The organism is Variovorax sp. IB41 (assembly GCF_016405905.1).
GTDB lineage: Bacteria > Pseudomonadota > Gammaproteobacteria > Burkholderiales > Burkholderiaceae_C > Variovorax.
The window spans coordinates 71,630-89,815 of record NZ_JAEFCB010000002.1 but is presented as its reverse complement, the minus strand read 5'-3'; the positions used below and the strand labels follow the sequence as shown (position 1 = coordinate 89,815).

Below are 18,186 nucleotides of genomic sequence, written 5' to 3'. Positions count from 1 at the left end.
AAATGCGGTTTGTCGGTGCGGCATCAACCCAGGTCCGACCGCTTGCAGTCGAACGACAGGGTCGGCTCGACACTTCGCAAGGCAGGCACCTTGTTGACGAAGACAACCCCCACCCTGGCCAGTTGCCACTCGCCGGCCTTGAAAAGCTTGAAGAGGCTCGTGACCTCCTCCCCGGCTGCGGGAATGGAGTTGAAGAGATAGACGGGCTCGCCGGAGGATGTCCCCTCCATGTTCACCAGCTCGGCGCGCATCTTGCCCATGGTCTCGGAGTCCTTCGTCCTGGAGCGCACGATGTCCATGTTGACGGTTCGCGAGTGCTCGTCGATGGCGATGCGGCGAATCCAATGGAAAGAGCCGGCCGCGCCGCCCGGGCTCGGCACACATGCAATGGTCCCCGCAGCCGCTGAGCCCGCTGCCGACAGCAGCAGGAGCAGTTGGCATGCGAGCCGCGTGATTCGAGTGTTCATGACCGGGACTTTAGCGCCCCGACGCTGGGGCAACAGCAGCCAAGCGCGCATCGACTCTTGATCTGAACTCGGGCAGGCGGCGCCCCAAAAGAAAATGGCCTAGAAGGTAAACCTTCTAGGCCATCAAGAGAGTGGTGCGGCTGGCAGGAATTGAACCCACGACCCCTTGGTTCGTAGCCAAGTACTCTATCCAACTGAGCTACAGCCGCACAGCTTGCAATTATAGCATGCGTTTTTCACGCCTTCTGGGCCTGCATGATCGAAAGTTGAAAATGCAGTGTTGGTAGGCCGTGATGGGCTTGAACCATCGACCAACGGATTATGAGTCCGCTGCTCTAACCAACTGAGCTAACGGCCCACTGGGCCACGATTCTATTCGCCGCGGCAGCCTACTTGCGGTGGCTCAGCGCATTGCTCACCAACCGCGACGTGATGTCGACGATCTGGATCATGCGCTCGTAGGGCATGCGTGTCGGCCCGATCACGCCCAGCGTGCCCACCACCTGCCCGTCGACTTCATAGTTGGCGCTGACGATGGAGAGCTCCTCGAACGGCACCACCTGGCTTTCGCCGCCGATGAAGATGCGCACGCCCTCGGCCTTGCTCGACACGTCGAGCAATCGCATCAGCTGCGCCTTCTGTTCGAAGAGCTCGAAGGCGCGGCGCAGCTGGCCCATGTCGCTGGAGAAGTCCGTCACCGCGAGCAGGTTGCGTTCGCCGGAGATCACGACGTCGTCTTCCTGCGCCTCGGTCAGCACTTCGGAACTCACCTGGACCGCCGCCTGCATGAGCGCGGCAATTTCGCCGCGCAGTTTCTCGACTTCGGACCGCAGACGATCGCGCACCTGCTCGATCGTCAGGCCCGCGTAGTGCGCGTTGATGTAGTTGGAGGCTTCGACCAGTTGCGACTGCGAATAGTCGGCCTCCGGAAAGATCACCCGGTTCTGCACGTCGCCATCGGGCGAGACGATGATCACCAGCAGCCGGTTCTCGGACAGCCGCAGGAACTCGATCTGCTTGAACACCGAGGCGCGGCGCGGCGCCATCACCACGCCGACGAACTGCGACAGGTTCGACAGGATGTTCGCCGCATTGGCGATCACCTTCTGCGGCTGGTCGGGCGCGAGACTCGGCGTGCTCATCTGCTCGCGCTGCGCGGTCAGCATGGTGTCCACGAACAGGCGGTAGCCGCGGTGGGTCGGAATGCGCCCGGCCGAGGTGTGCGGGCTGGCGATCAGCCCCAGCCCCTCAAGGTCCGACATGACGTTGCGGATGGTCGCGGGCGACAGATCCAGCCCCGCGGAACGCGACAGCGTGCGTGACCCGACGGGTTGCCCGTCGGCGATGTAGCGCTCGACGAGCGTCTTGAGCAGCAACTTGGCACGGTCGTCCAGCATTGAAAGATTTTAGTGTTGTAATTTGTGAGATATGACCTCCCGCTTCCGTCACGTCGCCCTGATCGGCAAATACCAGGCTTCCGGCGCCAGAGCGCAGGCCGATGCGCGCGACGGCGTCATGGAGACCATCGGCACCTTCCTGGAATCGCAGGGCTGCAAGGTCTTCGTCGAGCGCTCGACCTGCGAAGAGGAAGACGCCGGCGCCCCCGCCCATGCGCGCTACGAGGCCCTCTCGGTCGAGGAAATCGGCCAGCGCTGCGACCTCGGCCTGGTGGTCGGCGGCGACGGCACCATGCTCGGCATCGGCCGCCAGCTCGCCAGCTACGGCATCCCGCTGATCGGCATCAACCGCGGCCGGCTGGGCTTCATCACCGACATCCCGCTGGACAACTACCAGGCCACGCTCATCCCGATGCTGGCCGGCGAATACGAGGAAGACCATCGCAGCCTGATGCACGCGCAGGTCATGCGCGACGGCGTCTCGGTGTTCGATGCGCTCGCCATGAACGACGTGGTGGTCAACCGCGGCGCCACCTCCGGCATGGTCGAACTGCGCGTGTCGGTCGGCCGCCACTTCGTGGCCAACCAGCGCGCCGATGGCCTGATCATCGCCACGCCCACCGGATCGACCGCCTACGCGCTGTCGGCCGGCGGGCCCTTGCTTCATCCGGCCGTGCCCGGATGGGTGCTGGTGCCGATCGCGCCGCACACGCTCTCGAACCGCCCCGTGCTGCTGCCCGATGCCGACGAGATCGTGATCGAGCTGGTCGGCGGGCGCGACGCCAGCGCCAATTTCGACATGCAGTCACTGGCCTCGCTGGCGATCGGCGATCGCGTGGTGGTGCGCCGCTCCGACTTCCGCGTGCGCTTCCTGCACCCGAGGGGCTGGAGCTATTTCGACACGCTGCGCAAGAAACTTCATTGGAACGAAGGGGGCTCCTGACATGGCGCTGCGACGCATCGCACTGCGCGACTTCGTGATCGTGCGATCACTCGAACTGGACCTGTCCGGCGGGTTCACGGTGTTGACCGGTGAAACCGGCGCGGGCAAATCCATCCTGATCGATGCGCTGCAACTGGCGCTGGGCAACCGGGCCGACGCAGGCGCCGTGCGCGAAGGCGCCGAGCGCCTGGACGTGAGCGCCGAATTCGACGCCGACCCGGCCCTGGACAGCTGGCTCGACGAAGGCGGCTTCGAAGCCGGCGACGCGCTGCTGCTGCGCCGCACCGTCGACCTGCAGGGCCGCAGCCGCGGCTGGATCAACGGCAGCCCGGCCACCGCCACGCAGTTGCGCGAACTGGGCGACCGCCTGCTTGACATCCATGGCCAGCATGCCTGGCAGAGCTTGACGCGCCCCGAGGCCGTGCGCGGCCTGCTCGACGCCTACGCGGGCGTGCGCACCGACGCGCTCGACGCCGCCTGGCAAGGCTGGCGCCAGGCCCTCTCCGCGCTCGAACACGCGCGCTCGGCGCAAGACTCGCTGCAGCGCGAACGCGAGCGACTGCAGTGGCAGATCTCCGAGGTCGCCAAGCTCGCGCCCGGCGCCGACGAGTGGGAAGAGCTCTCGACCAACCATTCACGCATCTCCAACGCCCAGGCGCTGATCGACGCGGCGCAGGGCGCGAGCCAGGCGCTCGAGGACGACGACAACGGCGCCCTCTCCGCACTCTCGCGCGCGGCGACGCTGCTGCAGAACTGCGAGCACATCGAACCCGAATTCCGCGCGCTGGGCGAGGTGCTCGCCTCCTGCGTGGCGCAGGCCTCGGACGCCGCCCACACCCTGCACGGGTACCTCCGCGACGCCGAGGCCGATCCGCAGCGCCTGGCCGAACTGGACGAGCGCATGGGCCTGTGGATGTCGCTCGCGCGCCGCTACAAGCGCACGCCGGGCGAGCTGCCCGCGCTGCTGGCCGGCTGGCAGGCCGAGCTGCAGGCGCTCGATGCGCAGAGCGATCTCGATGGCCTGGAGCGCGCCGAGCAGAACGCGCAGCAGGCCTACCTCAAAGAAGCCAAGGCGCTCGGCAAGGCCCGCAAGCAGGCCGCGCCGCGTCTGGCCCAGGCCGTCACGCAAGCCATGCAGGGCCTCGGCATGCAGGGCGGGCGCTTCGAGGTCGAACTGCAGCCGCTGGCGCAGCCCAGCCGCGCGGGCCTGGAAGACATCGCCTTCCTCGTGGCCGGCCACACCGGCAGCACGCCGCGCGCGATCGGCAAGGTGGCCTCGGGCGGCGAGCTCTCCCGCATCGCGCTGGCGATTGCCGTGACGACCAGCCAGCTCGGCGCCGCGCAGACGCTGATCTTCGACGAGGTCGATGCCGGCGTCGGTGGCGCGGTCGCCGAAACCGTCGGCCGCCTCATGAAGCAGCTCGGTCGCGACCGCCAGGTGCTGGCCGTGACCCACCTGCCGCAGGTGGCCGCCTGCGCCGACCATCACCTCGTCGTGGCCAAGCGCCAGACGGCCGGTGCCGGCAAGGACGGCCCGCGCACCGAGAGCGGCGTGTCGCGCCTCGACGACGACACCCGCGCCAACGAAATCGCCCGCATGCTGGGCGGCGAGAAGGTCTCGCAGACCTCGCTGGCGCACGCCCGCGAGATGCTCGGCCACAAGACCTCGGCGACCGCGCCATGAACCTGGACCTCGTGCTCATCACCGGCATGTCGGGGTCGGGAAAGTCCGTGGCGCTGCATGCGCTGGAAGACGCCGGCTACTACTGCGTCGACAACCTGCCGCCCGAACTGCTGACCTCGTTCATCGCGCTGCAGCACGAGCAGCAGGCCACGCGCGTGGCCATCGCGATGGACGTGCGCAGCGGCGTGTCGCTGCCGATCGTTCCACAGCAGCTCGAGGCGCTGCGCCGCGATGGCGTCTCGCTGCGCTCGCTGTTCCTCGATGCGACCACCGACGCGCTGCTGCGCCGCTATTCGGAAACCCGCCGCCGCCATCCGCTGTCGCGCCAGGAAGGCCGCACCGACGTGCCCGAGCAGCACCGCGTGCTGGTGCAGGCCATCGAACTGGAGCGCGAACTGCTGGCCGACCTGCGCGACGGCGCCGACGTGATCGACACCAGCCTCATCCGCCCGGCGCAGCTGCAGAGCTACATCAAGGCGCTGATTTCCGCGCCGCAGAGCGCGCTCACGCTGGTCTTCGAATCGTTCGCCTTCAAGCGTGGCGTGCCGCTCGATGCGGACTACGTGTTCGACGTGCGCATGCTGCCCAACCCGCACTACGTGCCCGCGCTGCGTCCGCTCACGGGCCGCGACGCGCCGGTGATCGAATGGCTGCGGGAGCACGAAGACGTGGCGCGCATGTACGACGACATCGAGCAGTTCCTGTCGCACTGGCTCGACGCATTGGCGCGAGACCATCGCAGCTACGTCACGGTGGCCATCGGCTGCACCGGTGGGCAGCATCGCTCGGTGTTTCTTGTCGAGCAACTGGCGCACACCTTCGGCGCACGCTGGGGTTCGCTCAAGCGGCACCGCGAGCTCGACGCGAACTAGGCCCTAGGCCCTCGGCGCTAGGCCGCGCCGCTGTTCTCCAGCAGCTTGCGCACGGGCGCGGGCAGGCCGAGCCGGCCCCACTCCTCTGCCTCGACCCAGCGCGCAACGTCGCCCTGAGGTTGCACGCCTTGCAGCAGCACCGGATGCAGGTGCAGGTCCTTGTGGGTCAGCACATGCACGAAGGGCGGGAGATCTTCCGCGCTGCGCTGTGCGGCGGGTGGCAGCGCCGCGAGCAGGTCGTCGCGACTGTCGAACACCGGCAGGCAATGCAGCCCGGCCCAGATGCCCTTGGCCGGCCGCTTCTCCAGCCAGACGCGCCCCTTTGCATCGCGCGCCAGCAGCACCCAGAGCGACTGCGCGCTGCGCTTGAGCTTGCGGGTCTTGACGGGATAGCGCTCGGGCGATCCTTCGCGCAGGCCCACGCAGGTCTTGTTGACCGGGCAGATCATGCAGCTGGGCTTGCGCGGCAGGCAGACGGTGGCGCCGAGGTCCATCACCCCCTGCGTGTAGCTCGCGATCGCTTCGCGCTCTTCGGCGGGCGGCAGCAGCTGCGTTGCCTGGTCCCACAGCGCGCGCTCCTGCGCGGAAGAAGACATGTCGCCGCCGAATCCGAGCACGCGCGTCAGCACGCGCTTCACATTGCCATCGAGGATCGCCACACGCTCGCCGAAGCAGAACGCAGCGATCGCCGCCGCGGTGGAGCGGCCGATGCCGGGCAAGGTCACCAGCTCCGCCGCGGTGTGCGGAAATTCGCCGCCGAATCGCTCGACGACTTCCTGCGCGCAGCGGTGCATGTTGCGCGCGCGACTGTAGTAGCCGAGGCCGCTCCAGAGCCCGAACACCTCGTCCTCGGTGCCCGCGGCCAGTGCCTTCACATCGGGAAAACGTTCGAGAAAGCGCGCGAAGTAGCCCAGCACCGTCGTGACCTGCGTCTGCTGGAGCATCACCTCCGACAGCCAGACGCGGTACGGATCGCGCGTGTTCTGCCACGGCAGCGCGCTGCGCCCGTGGCTGCGCTGCCAGCTGACGATCTGCGCGGCGAAATCGGGCGGCATCTGCAAAGCGGCTGCCGCCGTGGAAGCGGAACGCTCAGGCCGCACGCAACTCGCTGAAGGGGGTCGCAGCAACGGCCTGCGGCTTGCCTTGCTGCGTGATCAGCGAGGTGAATTCACGCAGGCGGGCATGCAGCTCGGCGAGGTTGGTTTCCTGCGCCGCCAACTCGAGCAGCCGCTCGTCAAGATTGCCTGCCGCGTTCTGGATGCGCTCGATCGCCTCGATGCGCTTGCTGAAGTTGCGGCGACGCTCCTTGAGCTGCGCATCGATTTGCGCGCTCGCGCCCTTGCTCCAGCGCTCGACCTCGGTCATCGCGGCCTCGTTGACCAGTCGCAGCCGGCTGGCCAGCGCGCGAACCAGCTTGTCGCAGAAATCGGCCTGCGCGAGCTTGAGCAAATTGCCCACGCCCAGGTAATGAATGTGGCTGCGCTCGATCTGGCTCAACTCCTGCTCGAAGCCCGTGAGATCGGGCTCGGCCGGCGCCTGCAGGGTGAAGCCCTGCTCGGCGTTGAGCTGGCGGAAGGTGGCGTGCAGCATCGACTGGATCTCGGCCGTCGTCGCCTGCACTTCGCGCAGGTTGTTGCGCAGCGAATCGAAAGTCTCGCCGTACACCTTACGCACATTGAGCTTGATGCCGGGGCGCTTGAGCGCGGCCGACAGCCGCACCATGTCGGCCTTGAGCGCGGTGCGGCCCAGCACGGCATACACCTCGCGCAGCAGCTTGCCCTGCACCGAGCGCAACGCCAGGATGCGGGTGTTGCTGCCCTCGAACTCGGCGTGTTCCTGGTCGATGCGCGAGCGCATGTGGCGGATCACCGAGACGTTCTTGCCGCGGAGGCCCTGCAGCTCGAGCGCCTGCTCCGACAGGTCGCGCTGGCGCACCTTCAGGATGCGTTCGGCCTCGGTGCGCAGCGCGGTCATGCCGGCATCGACGGCCAGGCGCAGCATGGTCTCGCGCTTGCCGAGCACGCCTTCGCCCAGCAGGGCTTCGAGCGCGGGCAGGCGGCTGGCTTCAAGCAGGCGCGCATCGTGCTGGATCTTCGCCTGCAGGCCCTTCTGCGCGGACACCGGCAGCACCTGCGCGAGCGGCACGTCGAGCAGCCGGGCCGCGCTGTCGCGCTGGCGCTCGATCTGCAATTCGATCTGCGCGTGGGTGCTCAGCGAGTCCCACATCGTGTCGATCTTGTTGAGCACGACGAAGCGCGTGTCGCCGCCTTCGTCCTCGGTGATGAGGTGTTCGCGCCAGATCGACAGGTCGGAACGCGTCACGCCGGTCTCGGCGCCCAGGATGAAGACCACGGCGTGCGCCTGCGGAATCAGGCTCACCGTGAGTTCGGGCTCGGCGCCGATCGCGTTCAGGCCAGGGGTGTCCAGAATGACCAGCCCCTGCTCCAGCAAGGGGTGCGGCATGTTGAGCACGGCATGGCGCCAGCGCGGGATTTCGACGCGGCCTTCGGCGTCCTGCACCGGGTTGTCGTCGGGCGTCTCGGGATTCCAGAAGCCGAGCGCACGGGCCTCGTCCTTGCTCACCCAGCGCACTTCGGCCACCTTGCCCATGGCCTGCGCCAGTTGCTCGGCGTTGCCGACCTCGATCGGGATCTCGGTCCAGCGGGTCGACTTTTCGCGCCAATGCGTCAGCGAATGCGGCTCCAGGCGGGTTTCGATCGGCAGCAGCCGCAGCTTGGGCGCGATGGCCGGGTCGTAGCCCAGCTCGGTCGGACACATCGTGGTGCGTCCCGCGCTCGCGGGCATGATGCGGCGCCCGTAGTCGGCAAAGAAGATCGCATTGATCAGCTCCGACTTGCCGCGTGAGAACTCGGCCACGAACGCGACCATCACCTTGCTGGTGCGGATCTGCAGTTCCAGGCCCCGCAGGCGCTCGGCCACGGCCTGGTCGAGCAGCTCGTTCTCGGTCAGCCAGCGGGACAGCCACTGCAGCCGATGGGCGAAGTTGCTCCGCCACGCACCGTGCTGATCGAGTTGTTGGTTGAAAGAGCGGCTCAAGGGAAATATGTAAGAAAGAGCTTACAAATATAGCATCGCAAACTGCGTAGCGCCTGTTTTCGGGGCATTCAATCGCAAGCGGAACCCTCTACTTTTGACAATTGGGACAAAAATAAGTGGAGCGCTGCCCTTGGCGCAGCAGCCGGATCGGCGTTGCGCAGACCCGACACGGCTCGCCGGCCCGCCCGTAAACGGTGGCTTCGAGCTGGAAATAGCCGTTCTGGCCGTCCACGTTGGAGAAGTCGCGCAACGTGCTGCCGCCCTTCTCGACCGCCCTGGCGAGAATTTCGCGCACCGCGGCATGGAGCTTGGCGGCCCGCGGCCGGCTGATGCGCGCGGCCGACAGGGTCGGGCGGATGCCGGCCTGAAACAGCGCCTCCGATGCATAGATGTTGCCCACCCCCACCACCACGTCGCCCGCCAGCAGCACCTGCTTGACGGCCGTCTTGCGCTTGCGCAGGCCCGCGTGGAAGGCATCGAGGTCGAAGGCGTCGCCCAGCGGCTCCATGCCCAGGCCACCGAGCAGCTTGATGGCCCAGGGCGCAGCCTCGTCGTCCACGTAGACCACGGCGCCGAAGCGGCGCGGGTCGTTCAGCCGCAGGGTGCCGCGGTCGGTGACGAGGTCGAAGTGATCGTGCGTGCCGGGCGGCGGCAGCGCCGCATCGAAGCGCAGGCTGCCCGACATGCCCAGGTGCAGCAGCAGCAAGCCCCGGTCCAGGTCGATCAACAAATATTTACCGCGCCGCCGCACCTCGCGCACATGCCGCCCGACCAGTGCCTCGGGCACCACCATCAGGGCCCAGCGCAATGGTTTTCCGATGCGCACGGCGTCGATGCGCGCGCCGGCGATGCGGTCGGCAAAACCGCGGCGGGTGACTTCGACTTCGGGTAACTCAGGCATGAAAGTAAAACTCCGGCGAAGACGTAGCCCCACGCGACGCTCGTTCAAAAGCCTCGATTATCATGATTCGATGATTCCATCGCCCCGCCGACACCGCCTTGCGGCGGCCGCATCTCTCGTGCTGCTGGCTTGCGCGGTGCACGCGCAAACCTCCGATCCCGCCGCCCCCAACAGCCCGGCGCCCATCATCGAGCGCAACGCGCCGCCCAGGCCCGCGGTCCGGCCCCGGGTCACGCCGCCGAAGCCCGCCAGCGAACCCGCTGCGCAACCGTCGGCGCTGACCGCCGACCTGTTCTACGAAATCCTGATGGGCGAGCTGACCGCCCGCTCCGGCGATCCCGGCTCCGGCTATGCGCTGGTGCTCAACTCGGCACGGCGGCTGCGCGACGGCAAGCTGTTCCAGCGGGCCGTCGAGATCGCGCTGCAATCGCGTTCCGGCGATGCCGCCCTGGCAGCCGCGCGTGCCTGGCAGGAGACCCTGCCCACGTCGCGCGATGCACGGCGCATCGAACTGCAGATCCTGATCGCGCTGAACCGCATCGGCGAGACGGTCGAGCCGCTGCGCGCCGAGGTGGCGGCCACTTCGCAGATCGAACGACCGCTCCTGATGGCGGTGATTGCACGCAACTACTCGCGCGCTTCCGACAAGAAACTGGCCGCCTCGGTGGTCGAGCGGGCACTGGTCGACGAACTCAAGAGCCCGACGACCGGCGGCCTGGCCTGGGCCACCGTGGGCCGGCTGCGCCTCAATGCCGGGGACGCGTCCGGCGCCTTGGAGGCCGCGCGCAAGGGGCAGGAAATCGATCCGGCCTCCGACGCGCCGCCCGCGCTGGCGCTCGAGATGGTCGATCCCGGCCAGCCGCTGGCCGAGCCGATCGTCACGCGCTACCTGGCCAGCAACACCAAGGCCACGCCCGAACTGCGCGTCGCCTATGCGCGCGTGCTGGTCGAGAACCGGCGCTACGGCGACGCCCAGACCCAGTTGCAGGCACTCACCACGGCGCGGCCCGAACTGCCCGAGCCCTGGCTGCTGCTGGGCAGCCTGCAGATGCAGGCCAAACAGGACGGCGCGGCAGAAACCTCCTTCAAGCGGTACATCGACCTCTCCGCCAACCAGGGCAAGGACGCCAAGAACGCCGACGACGCCTCCGACCGCCAGCGCGGCGTGACGCAGGCCTACCTCGCCCTGTCGCAACTGGCGGAACGACGCAAGGACCTCGTGGGTGCGGAGCGCTGGCTTGCGCGCATCGACAGCACCGAAGATCTCACCGTCGCCCAGACCCGCCGCGCGGGCCTGCTGGCGCGCCAGGGCAAGCTGCCGCAGGCACGCGAAGTCATCCGCGCCTTGCCCGAGCGCACGCCCGAGGACAAGAAGCAGAAATTCCTTGCCGAAGTGCAGCTGCTGCGCGACGCCAAGCAATACCAGGCCGCCTACGACATGCTGGCGCAGGCTTCCACGGCCGCGCCCGACGACAGCGACCTGGTCTACGACCAGGCGATGGTGGCCGAGAAACTCAACCGCCTGGACGACATGGAGCGGCTGCTGCGCCGGCTGATCCAGCTCAAGCCCGAGAGCCAGAACGCCTACAACGCCCTGGGCTACTCGTTCGCCGATCGCAAGATCCGGCTGGACGAAGCGCGCACGCTGATCCAGAAGGCGGTGCAGCTGGCGCCGGAAGACCCGTTCATCGCCGACAGCCTGGGCTGGGTCGAGTTCCGGATGGGCAACACGGCCGAGGCCATCCGCATCCTCGAGGCGGCCTACAAGACGCGGCCCGATCCCGAGATCGGCGCGCACTTCGGCGAAGTGCTGTGGAGCATCGGCCAGAAGGACCGCGCGGTGACGATCTGGAAGGAAGCGCTCTTGAGCGACGCCGAGAACGAAACCCTGCAGGAAACGCTCAAGCGCCTGCGCGTCAAACCGTGACGGTTATCGCCTGCGGGCAGTCCGCCGGTCGCCGCGCTTTTCTGGCGGCGGGCGGAGCGGCTCTTCTTTTGATAGCGGGCTGCGCCCAGCTGACGGGCGGCTCCTCGGCGCCGCGAGGCGCGGACAGCTGGAGCGGCCGCATGTCGCTGCGCATCGACAGCGAACCGGTGCAGACCTTTTCCGCGTTGTTCGAATTGCGCGGCTCGCCCGAAGCCGGCGACCTCACACTGACGACGCCGATCGGCAGCACCCTGGCCCAGCTGCACTGGGCCCCGGGTGAGGCCTTGCTGAAGAACGGCAGCGACACGCGCCACTTCGATTCCCTGGACGCGTTGATCGAAGCCGCCACCGGCGCGGCGATCCCGGTCGGCGCGCTGTTCGGCTGGCTCGCCGGGCGCAACGACAGCGTGCCCGGCTGGCGCCCCGACCTGGGCCAACTCGCGAACGGGCGCCTGCAGGCCACGCGCGAATCCCCGAGCCCCCGGGCGGACCTGCGCATCGTGTTCGAACGGTCATGAAGGCCCTCTACGACCTTCCCGCACCGGCCAAGCTCAACCTGTTCCTGCACATCACCGGCCGGCGCGACGACGGCTACCACCTGCTGCAGTCGGTCTTCATGCTGATCGACTGGTGCGACACGCTGCACGTCGAACTGCGGCGCGACGGCCAGCTGACGCGCGAAGACCTCACGACCGAACTGCCCGCCGACGATCTCGTCCTGCGCGCCGCGCGCGCGCTGCAGGCGCACGCCGCGCCCGGACATGGCGCGCACATCGGGGTTGCAAAGCATGTACCGGCCCAGGCGGGGATGGGCGGCGGATCGTCCGATGCGGCCACGTGCCTGCTGGCGCTCAATCGCCTGTGGAACCTGAACCTGCCCCTGTCGCGGCTCGCGCAGATCGGGCTGAAGCTGGGTGCCGACGTGCCCTTCTTCCTCGGCGGACGCCATGCGTGGGTCGAAGGCATCGGCGAGGAAATCAGGTCCGTCACGTTGCCGCCGGCGCGCTTCGCCGTGGTCAAGCCGACCGAAGGATTGGATACCCGCTTAATTTTTTCAGCGGATGATCTTGAACGCTCAACTCCTGTTGCTATAATCTCGGGCTTTGCTGCAGATAGCGAACAGCTTGAAGCCCCAAACCTAGGCAACCAGGTTTTCGACTTCGGCCACAACGACCTGCAGCCGGTTGCCCAGCGACTTTGCCCCGCGGTCACCGATGCCATCGAATGGCTCGGTGCCCAAGGATTGAAGGCCCGGATGACCGGCTCCGGAAGTTCGGTGTTCGCAAAATTGCCGCAAGGGCCGCATGAAGCGGAACTGGTCGAAGCCCCCGCGGGCTGGCAGGTTCGTCAATGCAGCAACCTGGCTGTTCATCCTCTGGTAGGTTGGGCAGCTTGAAAAATGGTCGGATCGTTTGTTCGGTCCGACGCGACATATATCGGTTGATGGTGCAAACCGTCGACCCGTGTAGGGGAGTCGCCAAGCTGGTTAAGGCACTGGATTTTGATTCCAGCATGCAAAGGTTCGAATCCTTTCTCCCCTGCCAAATCTATTGAAACTGCGGTCTAACCCCCGCAGTGCTTTTGAAACTGCGGTCTAACCCCCGCAGTGCTTTTAAAAACTGCGGCCTGATGGCCGCAGTGTTTCTTCTGCAGCACACCCGCTGCAATAATCGGCAGCCCACGGGCCGCCACGACTCAAAACCTTTTGGCGGCTTCCTCGAAGCCAATTTCGCACTGCCGGGACGCGCTCATGCAGGCTAATCACCCTGATTTCATGGTTTTCACCGGCAATGCCAATCCTGGCCTCGCCGCGGAAATCGCGCACAACCTCGGCACCTCGCTGGGCGCCGCACGCGTCGGTCGCTTCTCCGACGGAGAAGTCACTGTCGAGATCAACCAGAACGTCCGCGCACGCGACGTGTTCGTGGTGCAGTCCACCTGCGCTCCGACCAACGAAAACCTGATGGAACTGCTGATCATGGTCGACGCGCTCAAGCGCGCATCGGCCGAGCGGATCAGCGCCGTGATTCCCTATTTCGGCTACGCCCGCCAGGACCGCCGCCCGCGCTCGAGCCGCGTGCCGATCTCGGCCAAGGTGGTGGCCAACCTGCTGGAAACCGTCGGCGTCGAGCGCGTGCTCACGATGGACCTTCACGCCGACCAGATCCAGGGCTTCTTCGACATTCCGGTCGACAACATCTACGCCTCGCCAGTGCTCCTCGGTGACCTGCGCGCCAAGAACTACGAAGACCTGATCGTGGTCTCGCCCGACGTGGGCGGCGTGGTTCGCGCCCGTGCGCTGGCCAAGCAGCTGAACTGCGACCTCGCCATCATCGACAAGCGCCGCCCGAAGGCCAACGTCAGCGAGGTCATGAATGTGATCGGCGAAATCGACGGCCGCAACTGCGTGATCATGGACGACATGATCGACACGGCCGGCACGCTGGTCAAAGCGGCCGAAGTGCTCAAGGAGCGCGGCGCCAAGAGCGTCTACGCCTACTGCACGCACCCGATCTTCTCGGGACCGGCCATCGAGCGCATCACCAAGGGCACGGCCCTGGACGAAGTGGTCGTGACCAACACCATCCCCCTTTCCGATGCGGCCCTCGCATGCGGAAAGATCCGCCAGCTCTCCGTGGCACCGCTGATCGCCGAGACGATCCAGCGCATTGCCAAGGGCGAGTCGGTGATGAGTTTGTTCTCGGACCAGGACAACCTGTTCTGACCTGAGAGCCAAAGAGCGGGCTTCTTTTCGAAGAGGCCTTTTTGAACCGGAGTCGCACTGGTCGCGGTGGACTCTCACAGGAGCTAGTTATGAAATTCGTCGCTTTTGAGCGCGCCAAGCAGGGCACGGGTGCGAGCCGCCGTCTCCGCATCTCGGGCAAGACGCCCGGCATCGTCTACGGTGGTGAAGGCCAGCCCCAGCTGATCGAAATCGATCACAACGCGCTGTGGCACGCCCTCAAGAAGGAAGCCTTCCACTCGTCGATTCTGGAAATGGAACTCGGCGGCGCCACCAGCAAAGTGCTGCTGCGCGACGTGCAGTACCACCCGTTCCGCCAGCTGGTGCAACACATCGACTTCCAGCGCGTGGACGCCAAGACCCGCCTGCACATGAAGGTGCCGCTCCACTTCAAGGGTGAAGAAGAGTCCGAAGCCGTCAAGACCGCGCACAACCTGGTGAACCACGTGATCACCGAGCTGGAAATCAGCTGCCTGCCGTCCGACCTGCCCGAGTTCATCGAAGTGGACCTCTCCGGTCTCACGAAGAACGCCACGCTGCACGTCAACGACATCAAGCTGCCCAAGGGCGTGAAGTTCGTGAGCCACGGCAAGACGAACCCCGTCATCGTGTCGGCCGTGCCGCCGCTGGTCGCCGAAGAAGCAGCACCCGCCGCCGAAGGCGCAGCTGCTGCCGAAGGCGCCGCACCGGCTGCCGGTGGCAAGCCTGCCGCCAAGACGGCCAAGCCCGCCGCCAAGAAGTGATTCTGAAGAAGTAATTCTTCCCGTCCCCTGCAAAAAGGCCCGCCTCGTGCGGGCCTTTTGCTTTGGGGGCGGCGACATAATTCCCGCCATGATCAAGCTGTTCGTCGGCCTCGGAAACCCGGGCCCTGAGTACGAAGCCACGCGCCACAACGCGGGCTTCTGGTGGATCGACGCCCTCGCGCGCGACTGGAAACTCAACCTCGTGCCCGAGCGCGGCTACCACGGACTCGCGGCACGCGCGAGCATCGGCGGCCAGAGCGTCTGGCTGCTGGAGCCGCAGACCTTCATGAACCTCTCGGGCAAGTCGGTGGCATCGCTCGCGCGATTCTTCAAGATCGCGCCCGAGGAAATCCTCGTCGTGCACGACGAGCTCGACGTGGTGCCCGGCCAGGCCAAGCTCAAGTTCGGCGGCAGCCATGCCGGCCACAACGGCCTGCGCGACATCCACGCGCAACTGGGCACCGGCGATTACTGGCGCCTGCGCCTGGGCATCGGGCATCCCGGCGTGAAGTCGGAGGTCGTCAACTGGGTGCTCAAGAAACCGCTGAAAGAACAACGTGAACTGATCGAGGACGCCATCGTCCGCACGCTGCATGCCGCGCCCGCGCTCGTGGCCGGCGAGATGGAGAAAGCGACCATGGTCATCCACACGAGCAAACCGCCCCGGCCCAAACCGCCGCGGCGGGAGCCCGGCGACGGGGGCACGCCTGCCGCCACCTAGCCGGCAACCGGAGCGCAGGAGGGAGAGAAATAAAAAATGAAGACGAGAAGAAAAAGAGAAACGAGGGCGGGGAAATTCGGGATCGCTCTGCTTTTGATAGCGTCCTGTGCCTGTTCCGCCAGCGCAAACACCTGGCGATGCGGCAGCACCTACTCGGACCGCCCCTGCGAAGGCGGCAAGGCGGTAAAGGTCGACGATCCGCGCAGCAATGAAGACCGGCGCGCTGCCGAAGCCGGCGCGAAGCGCAACAGCGCGCAGGCCGACAAGCTGGAGCACTCCCGCCTCTCGCAGGAGAAAGCGGCCTATGACCGCGATCGCCAGTCGGCAAGGGAAGCCAGAAGTGCCGCACTGGCCGAACGGCGCATGGCCCTGTCCGAGCAGCAAGCGAGAGAACGCGCCACCAAGGCGGCCGGCGATCCGCGCAAATCCACCATGAGCTTCAACAGCGGTGGGCCAAGCAGCAAGTCGGGCAGCGACGCCCCGGCGAAGAAAAAGAAGCGGAAGTCCCGCGACTCAGACGCCGACTTAAGAAGAAGGCGAAACCGCCGTCACCTTGATCGCCGTGAGGCGCTGGTACTTCTGCATCAGCGTCTCGCGGCTTTCCACGTGCTCGGGGTTCAGGGGAATGCACGCGACCGGGCAGATCTGCACGCACTGCGGCTCATCGAAGTGGCCGACGCATTCGGTGCACTTGTGCGGATCGATCTCGTAGTACGCCGCGCCCATGTAGATCGCATCGTTCGGGCACTCGGGCTCGCAGACATCGCAGTTGATGCATTCGTCGGTGATCATGAGGGCCATCCCCCGATTATCGGCGGACCGGCCGGGCCACCCGTCCGTGAATGACAAAGGCCACATTCACGGCACATTTGTTGCAGCACTCGGGTTATGCTGCGCCCCGCCCCATGAGTCTGTTTCTATTCAAGCGCCTCGCCACGCTGATCGGCACGTTGATCGGCGCTTCGGTCATCGTCTTCCTCGTTCTGGAGATCCTGCCCGGCAACGCCGCGCAGATGCTCATGGGCCCCGACGCCTCGCCCGATGCCGTCGCGGCGCTGGCCACCAAGCTGGGCCTGGACCAACCGGCGTGGACGCGCTACTGGCACTGGATCGGGGGCCTTCTCACCGGCAACCTGGGCGACAGCTACGCCTACAGCTCGCCGGTGCTCGACCTCATCCTCGAGCGCCTCGCGCTCACCGTGCCGCTCGCCATGATGGCGATGGCCCTCACGGTGGTGATCGCGCTGCTGGTGGGCGTGACCGCGGCCGCGCGCCACAACAAGCTGGGCGACGTGGGCCTCATGGGCATGGCGCAGGTCGGCATCGCGATCCCGAATTTCTGGTTCGCGATCATGCTGATCCTGGTCTTCTCGGTGCAGCTGCAGTGGTTCTCGGCCGGCGGCTTCGAGGGCTGGGGCGAAGGCATCTTCGCGGGCCTCAAGTCGTTGCTGCTGCCGGCGCTGTCGCTCGCGGTGGTGCAGGCGGCGATCCTCGCGCGCATCACGCGCTCGGCCGTGCTCGAGGTGATGCGCGAAGACTTCGTGCGCACCGCGCGCGCCAAGGGCGTGTCGCAGCGCATGGTGCTGTGGACCCACGTGCTGCGCAACGCGATGATCCCGGTCATCACGGTGATGGGCATGCAGTTCTCCGAACTGCTCGCCGGCACCATCGTGGTGGAGAACGTGTTCTACCTCCCGGGTCTCGGCCGCCTCATCTTCCAGGCCATCAGCAACCGCGACCTGATCGTGGTGCGCAACTGCGTGATGCTGCTCGCCGCGCTCGTGGTCATCGTTAACTTCGTGGTCGACGTGCTCTATGCCGTGATCGATCCGCGCATCAAGGCGAGCGACATATGAGCAGCAGCGTCGCCGTCCCGAGCGCCGCCGCGCTCAAGGTGCCGGGCTTCTGGCGCCGCGCGCTGCACCATCGCAGCTTCGTCATCGGCGGCGTGCTCACGCTGCTGCTCCTGCTGGCCGCCGCCCTCTCGCTCGTCTGGACGCCCTGGTCGCCCTACGAGATGGACATGGCCAACAAGCTCAAGCCGCCGACCGGCGCGCACTGGCTGGGCACCGACACCTACGGCCGCGACGTCGCCTCGCTGCTGCTGGTGGGCGCGCGCGCGTCCATCCTCGTGGGCGTGATCGCGGTGGGCATCGGCCTCGTGGTCGGCACCGCGCTCGGCCTGCTCGCCGCCGCGAAGCGCGGCTGGGTCGAGGAAGCCATCATGCGGCTGACAGACTTTTCGCTCGCATTCCCCGCGATCCTCTCGGCGATCATGATGACGGCCGTGTTCGGCGCCGGCATCGTCAATGCCATCGTGGCGATCGGCATCTACAACATCCCGACCTTCGCGCGCATCACGCGCGCCTCGGCCAACGCGATCTGGTCGCGCGAGTACATCGCTGCCGCGCGCGCCTGCGGCAAGGGCGCGTTCTCGATCACGATGCAGCACGTGCTGCCGAACATCTCCGCGGTGCTGATCGTGCAGATCACGATCCGCTTCGCCATCGCGATCCTCGCCGAAGCCGCCCTCTCCTACCTGGGCCTGGGCACGCAGCCGCCGCAACCTTCATGGGGCCGCATGCTCAGCGAAGCGCAGACGATGATGTTCCAGTCGCCGCTCCTGGCCGTGTTCCCCGGCATGGCCATCGCGATGGCGGTGCTGGGCTTGAACATGCTGGGCGACGGCCTGCGCGATCTGCTCGACCCGCGCCTTGCGCGCGCAAGGTGA

17 protein-coding genes and 3 tRNA genes are annotated in these 18,186 nt (G+C 66.8%); 12 read left to right on the top strand and 8 right to left on the bottom strand.

Annotated features, from left to right (window positions below):
- Positions 1-23 precede the first annotated feature (23 nt).
- The 4 genes from JC881_RS07085 to hrcA all read right to left on the bottom strand — a co-directional run bounded on the left by JC881_RS07085 (position 24) and on the right by hrcA (position 1,864).
- Positions 24-467, bottom strand: coding sequence for a hypothetical protein (locus tag JC881_RS07085; RefSeq protein WP_198784994.1), 444 nt, complete (start codon positions 465-467; stop codon positions 24-26).
- A gap of 132 nt (positions 468-599) precedes the next feature.
- Positions 600-676 (bottom strand) — tRNA-Arg (locus tag JC881_RS07080).
- Positions 677-748: 72 nt separating this feature from the next.
- Positions 749-825: transfer RNA gene (locus JC881_RS07075), tRNA-Ile, on the bottom strand.
- Between the two features lie 31 nt (positions 826-856).
- Positions 857-1,864, bottom strand: coding sequence for a heat-inducible transcriptional repressor HrcA (gene hrcA, locus JC881_RS07070; protein WP_198784993.1), 1,008 nt, complete (start codon positions 1,862-1,864; stop codon positions 857-859).
- Positions 1,865-1,895: 31 nt separating this feature from the next.
- On the opposite strand from hrcA, the gene JC881_RS07065 reads away from it, so the two are divergent.
- From JC881_RS07065 to rapZ, 3 genes are read left to right on the top strand one after another with little or no spacing between them, the layout of a single operon-like run.
- Positions 1,896-2,807 carry an NAD kinase gene (locus JC881_RS07065; protein WP_198784992.1) on the top strand — a complete coding sequence of 304 codons (912 nt, stop codon included), beginning with the start codon at positions 1,896-1,898 and terminating at the stop codon, positions 2,805-2,807.
- Position 2,808: 1 nt separating this feature from the next.
- A complete protein-coding gene (recN, locus tag JC881_RS07060) occupies positions 2,809-4,491 on the top strand; it encodes a DNA repair protein RecN (protein ID WP_198784991.1) in 1,683 nt (560 codons plus the stop codon).
- Positions 4,488-5,363 (top strand): RNase adapter RapZ, encoded by an 876-nt coding sequence (rapZ, locus tag JC881_RS07055; protein WP_198784990.1) that lies wholly within the window; start codon positions 4,488-4,490, stop codon positions 5,361-5,363. Before recN ends, rapZ begins: the two co-directional genes overlap by 4 nt.
- 17 nt (positions 5,364-5,380) lie before the next feature.
- Here the strand turns inward: rapZ and mutY are convergent, their stop codons facing one another.
- The 3 genes from mutY to mutM all read right to left on the bottom strand — a co-directional run bounded on the left by mutY (position 5,381) and on the right by mutM (position 9,321).
- Positions 5,381-6,418, bottom strand: coding sequence for an A/G-specific adenine glycosylase (gene mutY / locus JC881_RS07050; RefSeq protein ID WP_198784989.1), 1,038 nt, complete (start codon positions 6,416-6,418; stop codon positions 5,381-5,383).
- A 34-nt stretch (positions 6,419-6,452) separates the two neighbouring features.
- A complete protein-coding gene (locus JC881_RS07045) occupies positions 6,453-8,420 on the bottom strand; it encodes a dynamin family protein (protein ID WP_198784988.1) in 1,968 nt (655 codons plus the stop codon).
- A gap of 88 nt (positions 8,421-8,508) precedes the next feature.
- Complete coding sequence (gene mutM / locus JC881_RS07040; RefSeq protein WP_198784987.1) at positions 8,509-9,321, bottom strand: bifunctional DNA-formamidopyrimidine glycosylase/DNA-(apurinic or apyrimidinic site) lyase; 813 nt, start codon at positions 9,319-9,321, stop codon at positions 8,509-8,511.
- Between the two features lie 70 nt (positions 9,322-9,391).
- On the opposite strand from mutM, the gene JC881_RS07035 reads away from it, so the two are divergent.
- From JC881_RS07035 to pth, 7 genes are all read left to right on the top strand, one after another.
- Positions 9,392-11,248 carry a tetratricopeptide repeat protein gene (locus JC881_RS07035; protein WP_198784986.1) on the top strand — a complete coding sequence of 619 codons (1,857 nt, stop codon included), beginning with the start codon at positions 9,392-9,394 and terminating at the stop codon, positions 11,246-11,248.
- Between the two features lie 140 nt (positions 11,249-11,388).
- Positions 11,389-11,766: a lipoprotein insertase outer membrane protein LolB gene (locus tag JC881_RS07030; protein ID WP_233101634.1), complete on the top strand. Its 378-nt coding sequence runs from the start codon at positions 11,389-11,391 to the stop codon at positions 11,764-11,766.
- A complete protein-coding gene (gene ispE, locus JC881_RS07025; protein WP_198784984.1) occupies positions 11,763-12,644 on the top strand; it encodes a 4-(cytidine 5'-diphospho)-2-C-methyl-D-erythritol kinase in 882 nt (293 codons plus the stop codon). The genes JC881_RS07030 and ispE overlap by 4 nt, the downstream gene beginning before the upstream one ends.
- A 71-nt stretch (positions 12,645-12,715) precedes the next feature.
- Positions 12,716-12,792: transfer RNA gene (locus tag JC881_RS07020), tRNA-Gln, on the top strand.
- 206 nt (positions 12,793-12,998) lie between these two features.
- The gene (locus tag JC881_RS07015) at positions 12,999-13,973 is read left to right on the top strand and encodes a ribose-phosphate pyrophosphokinase (RefSeq protein ID WP_013543366.1); all 975 of its coding nucleotides are present in this window, start codon (positions 12,999-13,001) and stop codon (positions 13,971-13,973) included.
- Positions 13,974-14,062: 89 nt separating this feature from the next.
- A complete protein-coding gene (locus JC881_RS07010) occupies positions 14,063-14,734 on the top strand; it encodes a 50S ribosomal protein L25/general stress protein Ctc (protein WP_198784983.1) in 672 nt (223 codons plus the stop codon).
- Positions 14,735-14,822: 88 nt separating this feature from the next.
- Positions 14,823-15,455, top strand: coding sequence for an aminoacyl-tRNA hydrolase (pth, locus tag JC881_RS07005; protein WP_198784982.1), 633 nt, complete (start codon positions 14,823-14,825; stop codon positions 15,453-15,455).
- Positions 15,456-15,980: 525 nt separating this feature from the next.
- Here pth and JC881_RS06995 read toward each other — a convergent pair.
- Complete coding sequence (locus JC881_RS06995; RefSeq protein ID WP_198785299.1) at positions 15,981-16,256, bottom strand: YfhL family 4Fe-4S dicluster ferredoxin; 276 nt, start codon at positions 16,254-16,256, stop codon at positions 15,981-15,983.
- A gap of 104 nt (positions 16,257-16,360) precedes the next feature.
- Between JC881_RS06995 and JC881_RS06990 the strand changes: the two genes are divergently transcribed.
- Together JC881_RS06990 and JC881_RS06985 are read left to right on the top strand one after the other, a co-directional pair.
- Entirely contained in the window at positions 16,361-17,311 is a 951-nt protein-coding gene (locus tag JC881_RS06990; protein WP_198784981.1) for an ABC transporter permease, read from the top strand.
- The gene (locus JC881_RS06985; protein ID WP_198784980.1) at positions 17,308-18,186 is read left to right on the top strand and encodes an ABC transporter permease; all 879 of its coding nucleotides are present in this window, start codon (positions 17,308-17,310) and stop codon (positions 18,184-18,186) included. Before JC881_RS06990 ends, JC881_RS06985 begins: the two co-directional genes overlap by 4 nt.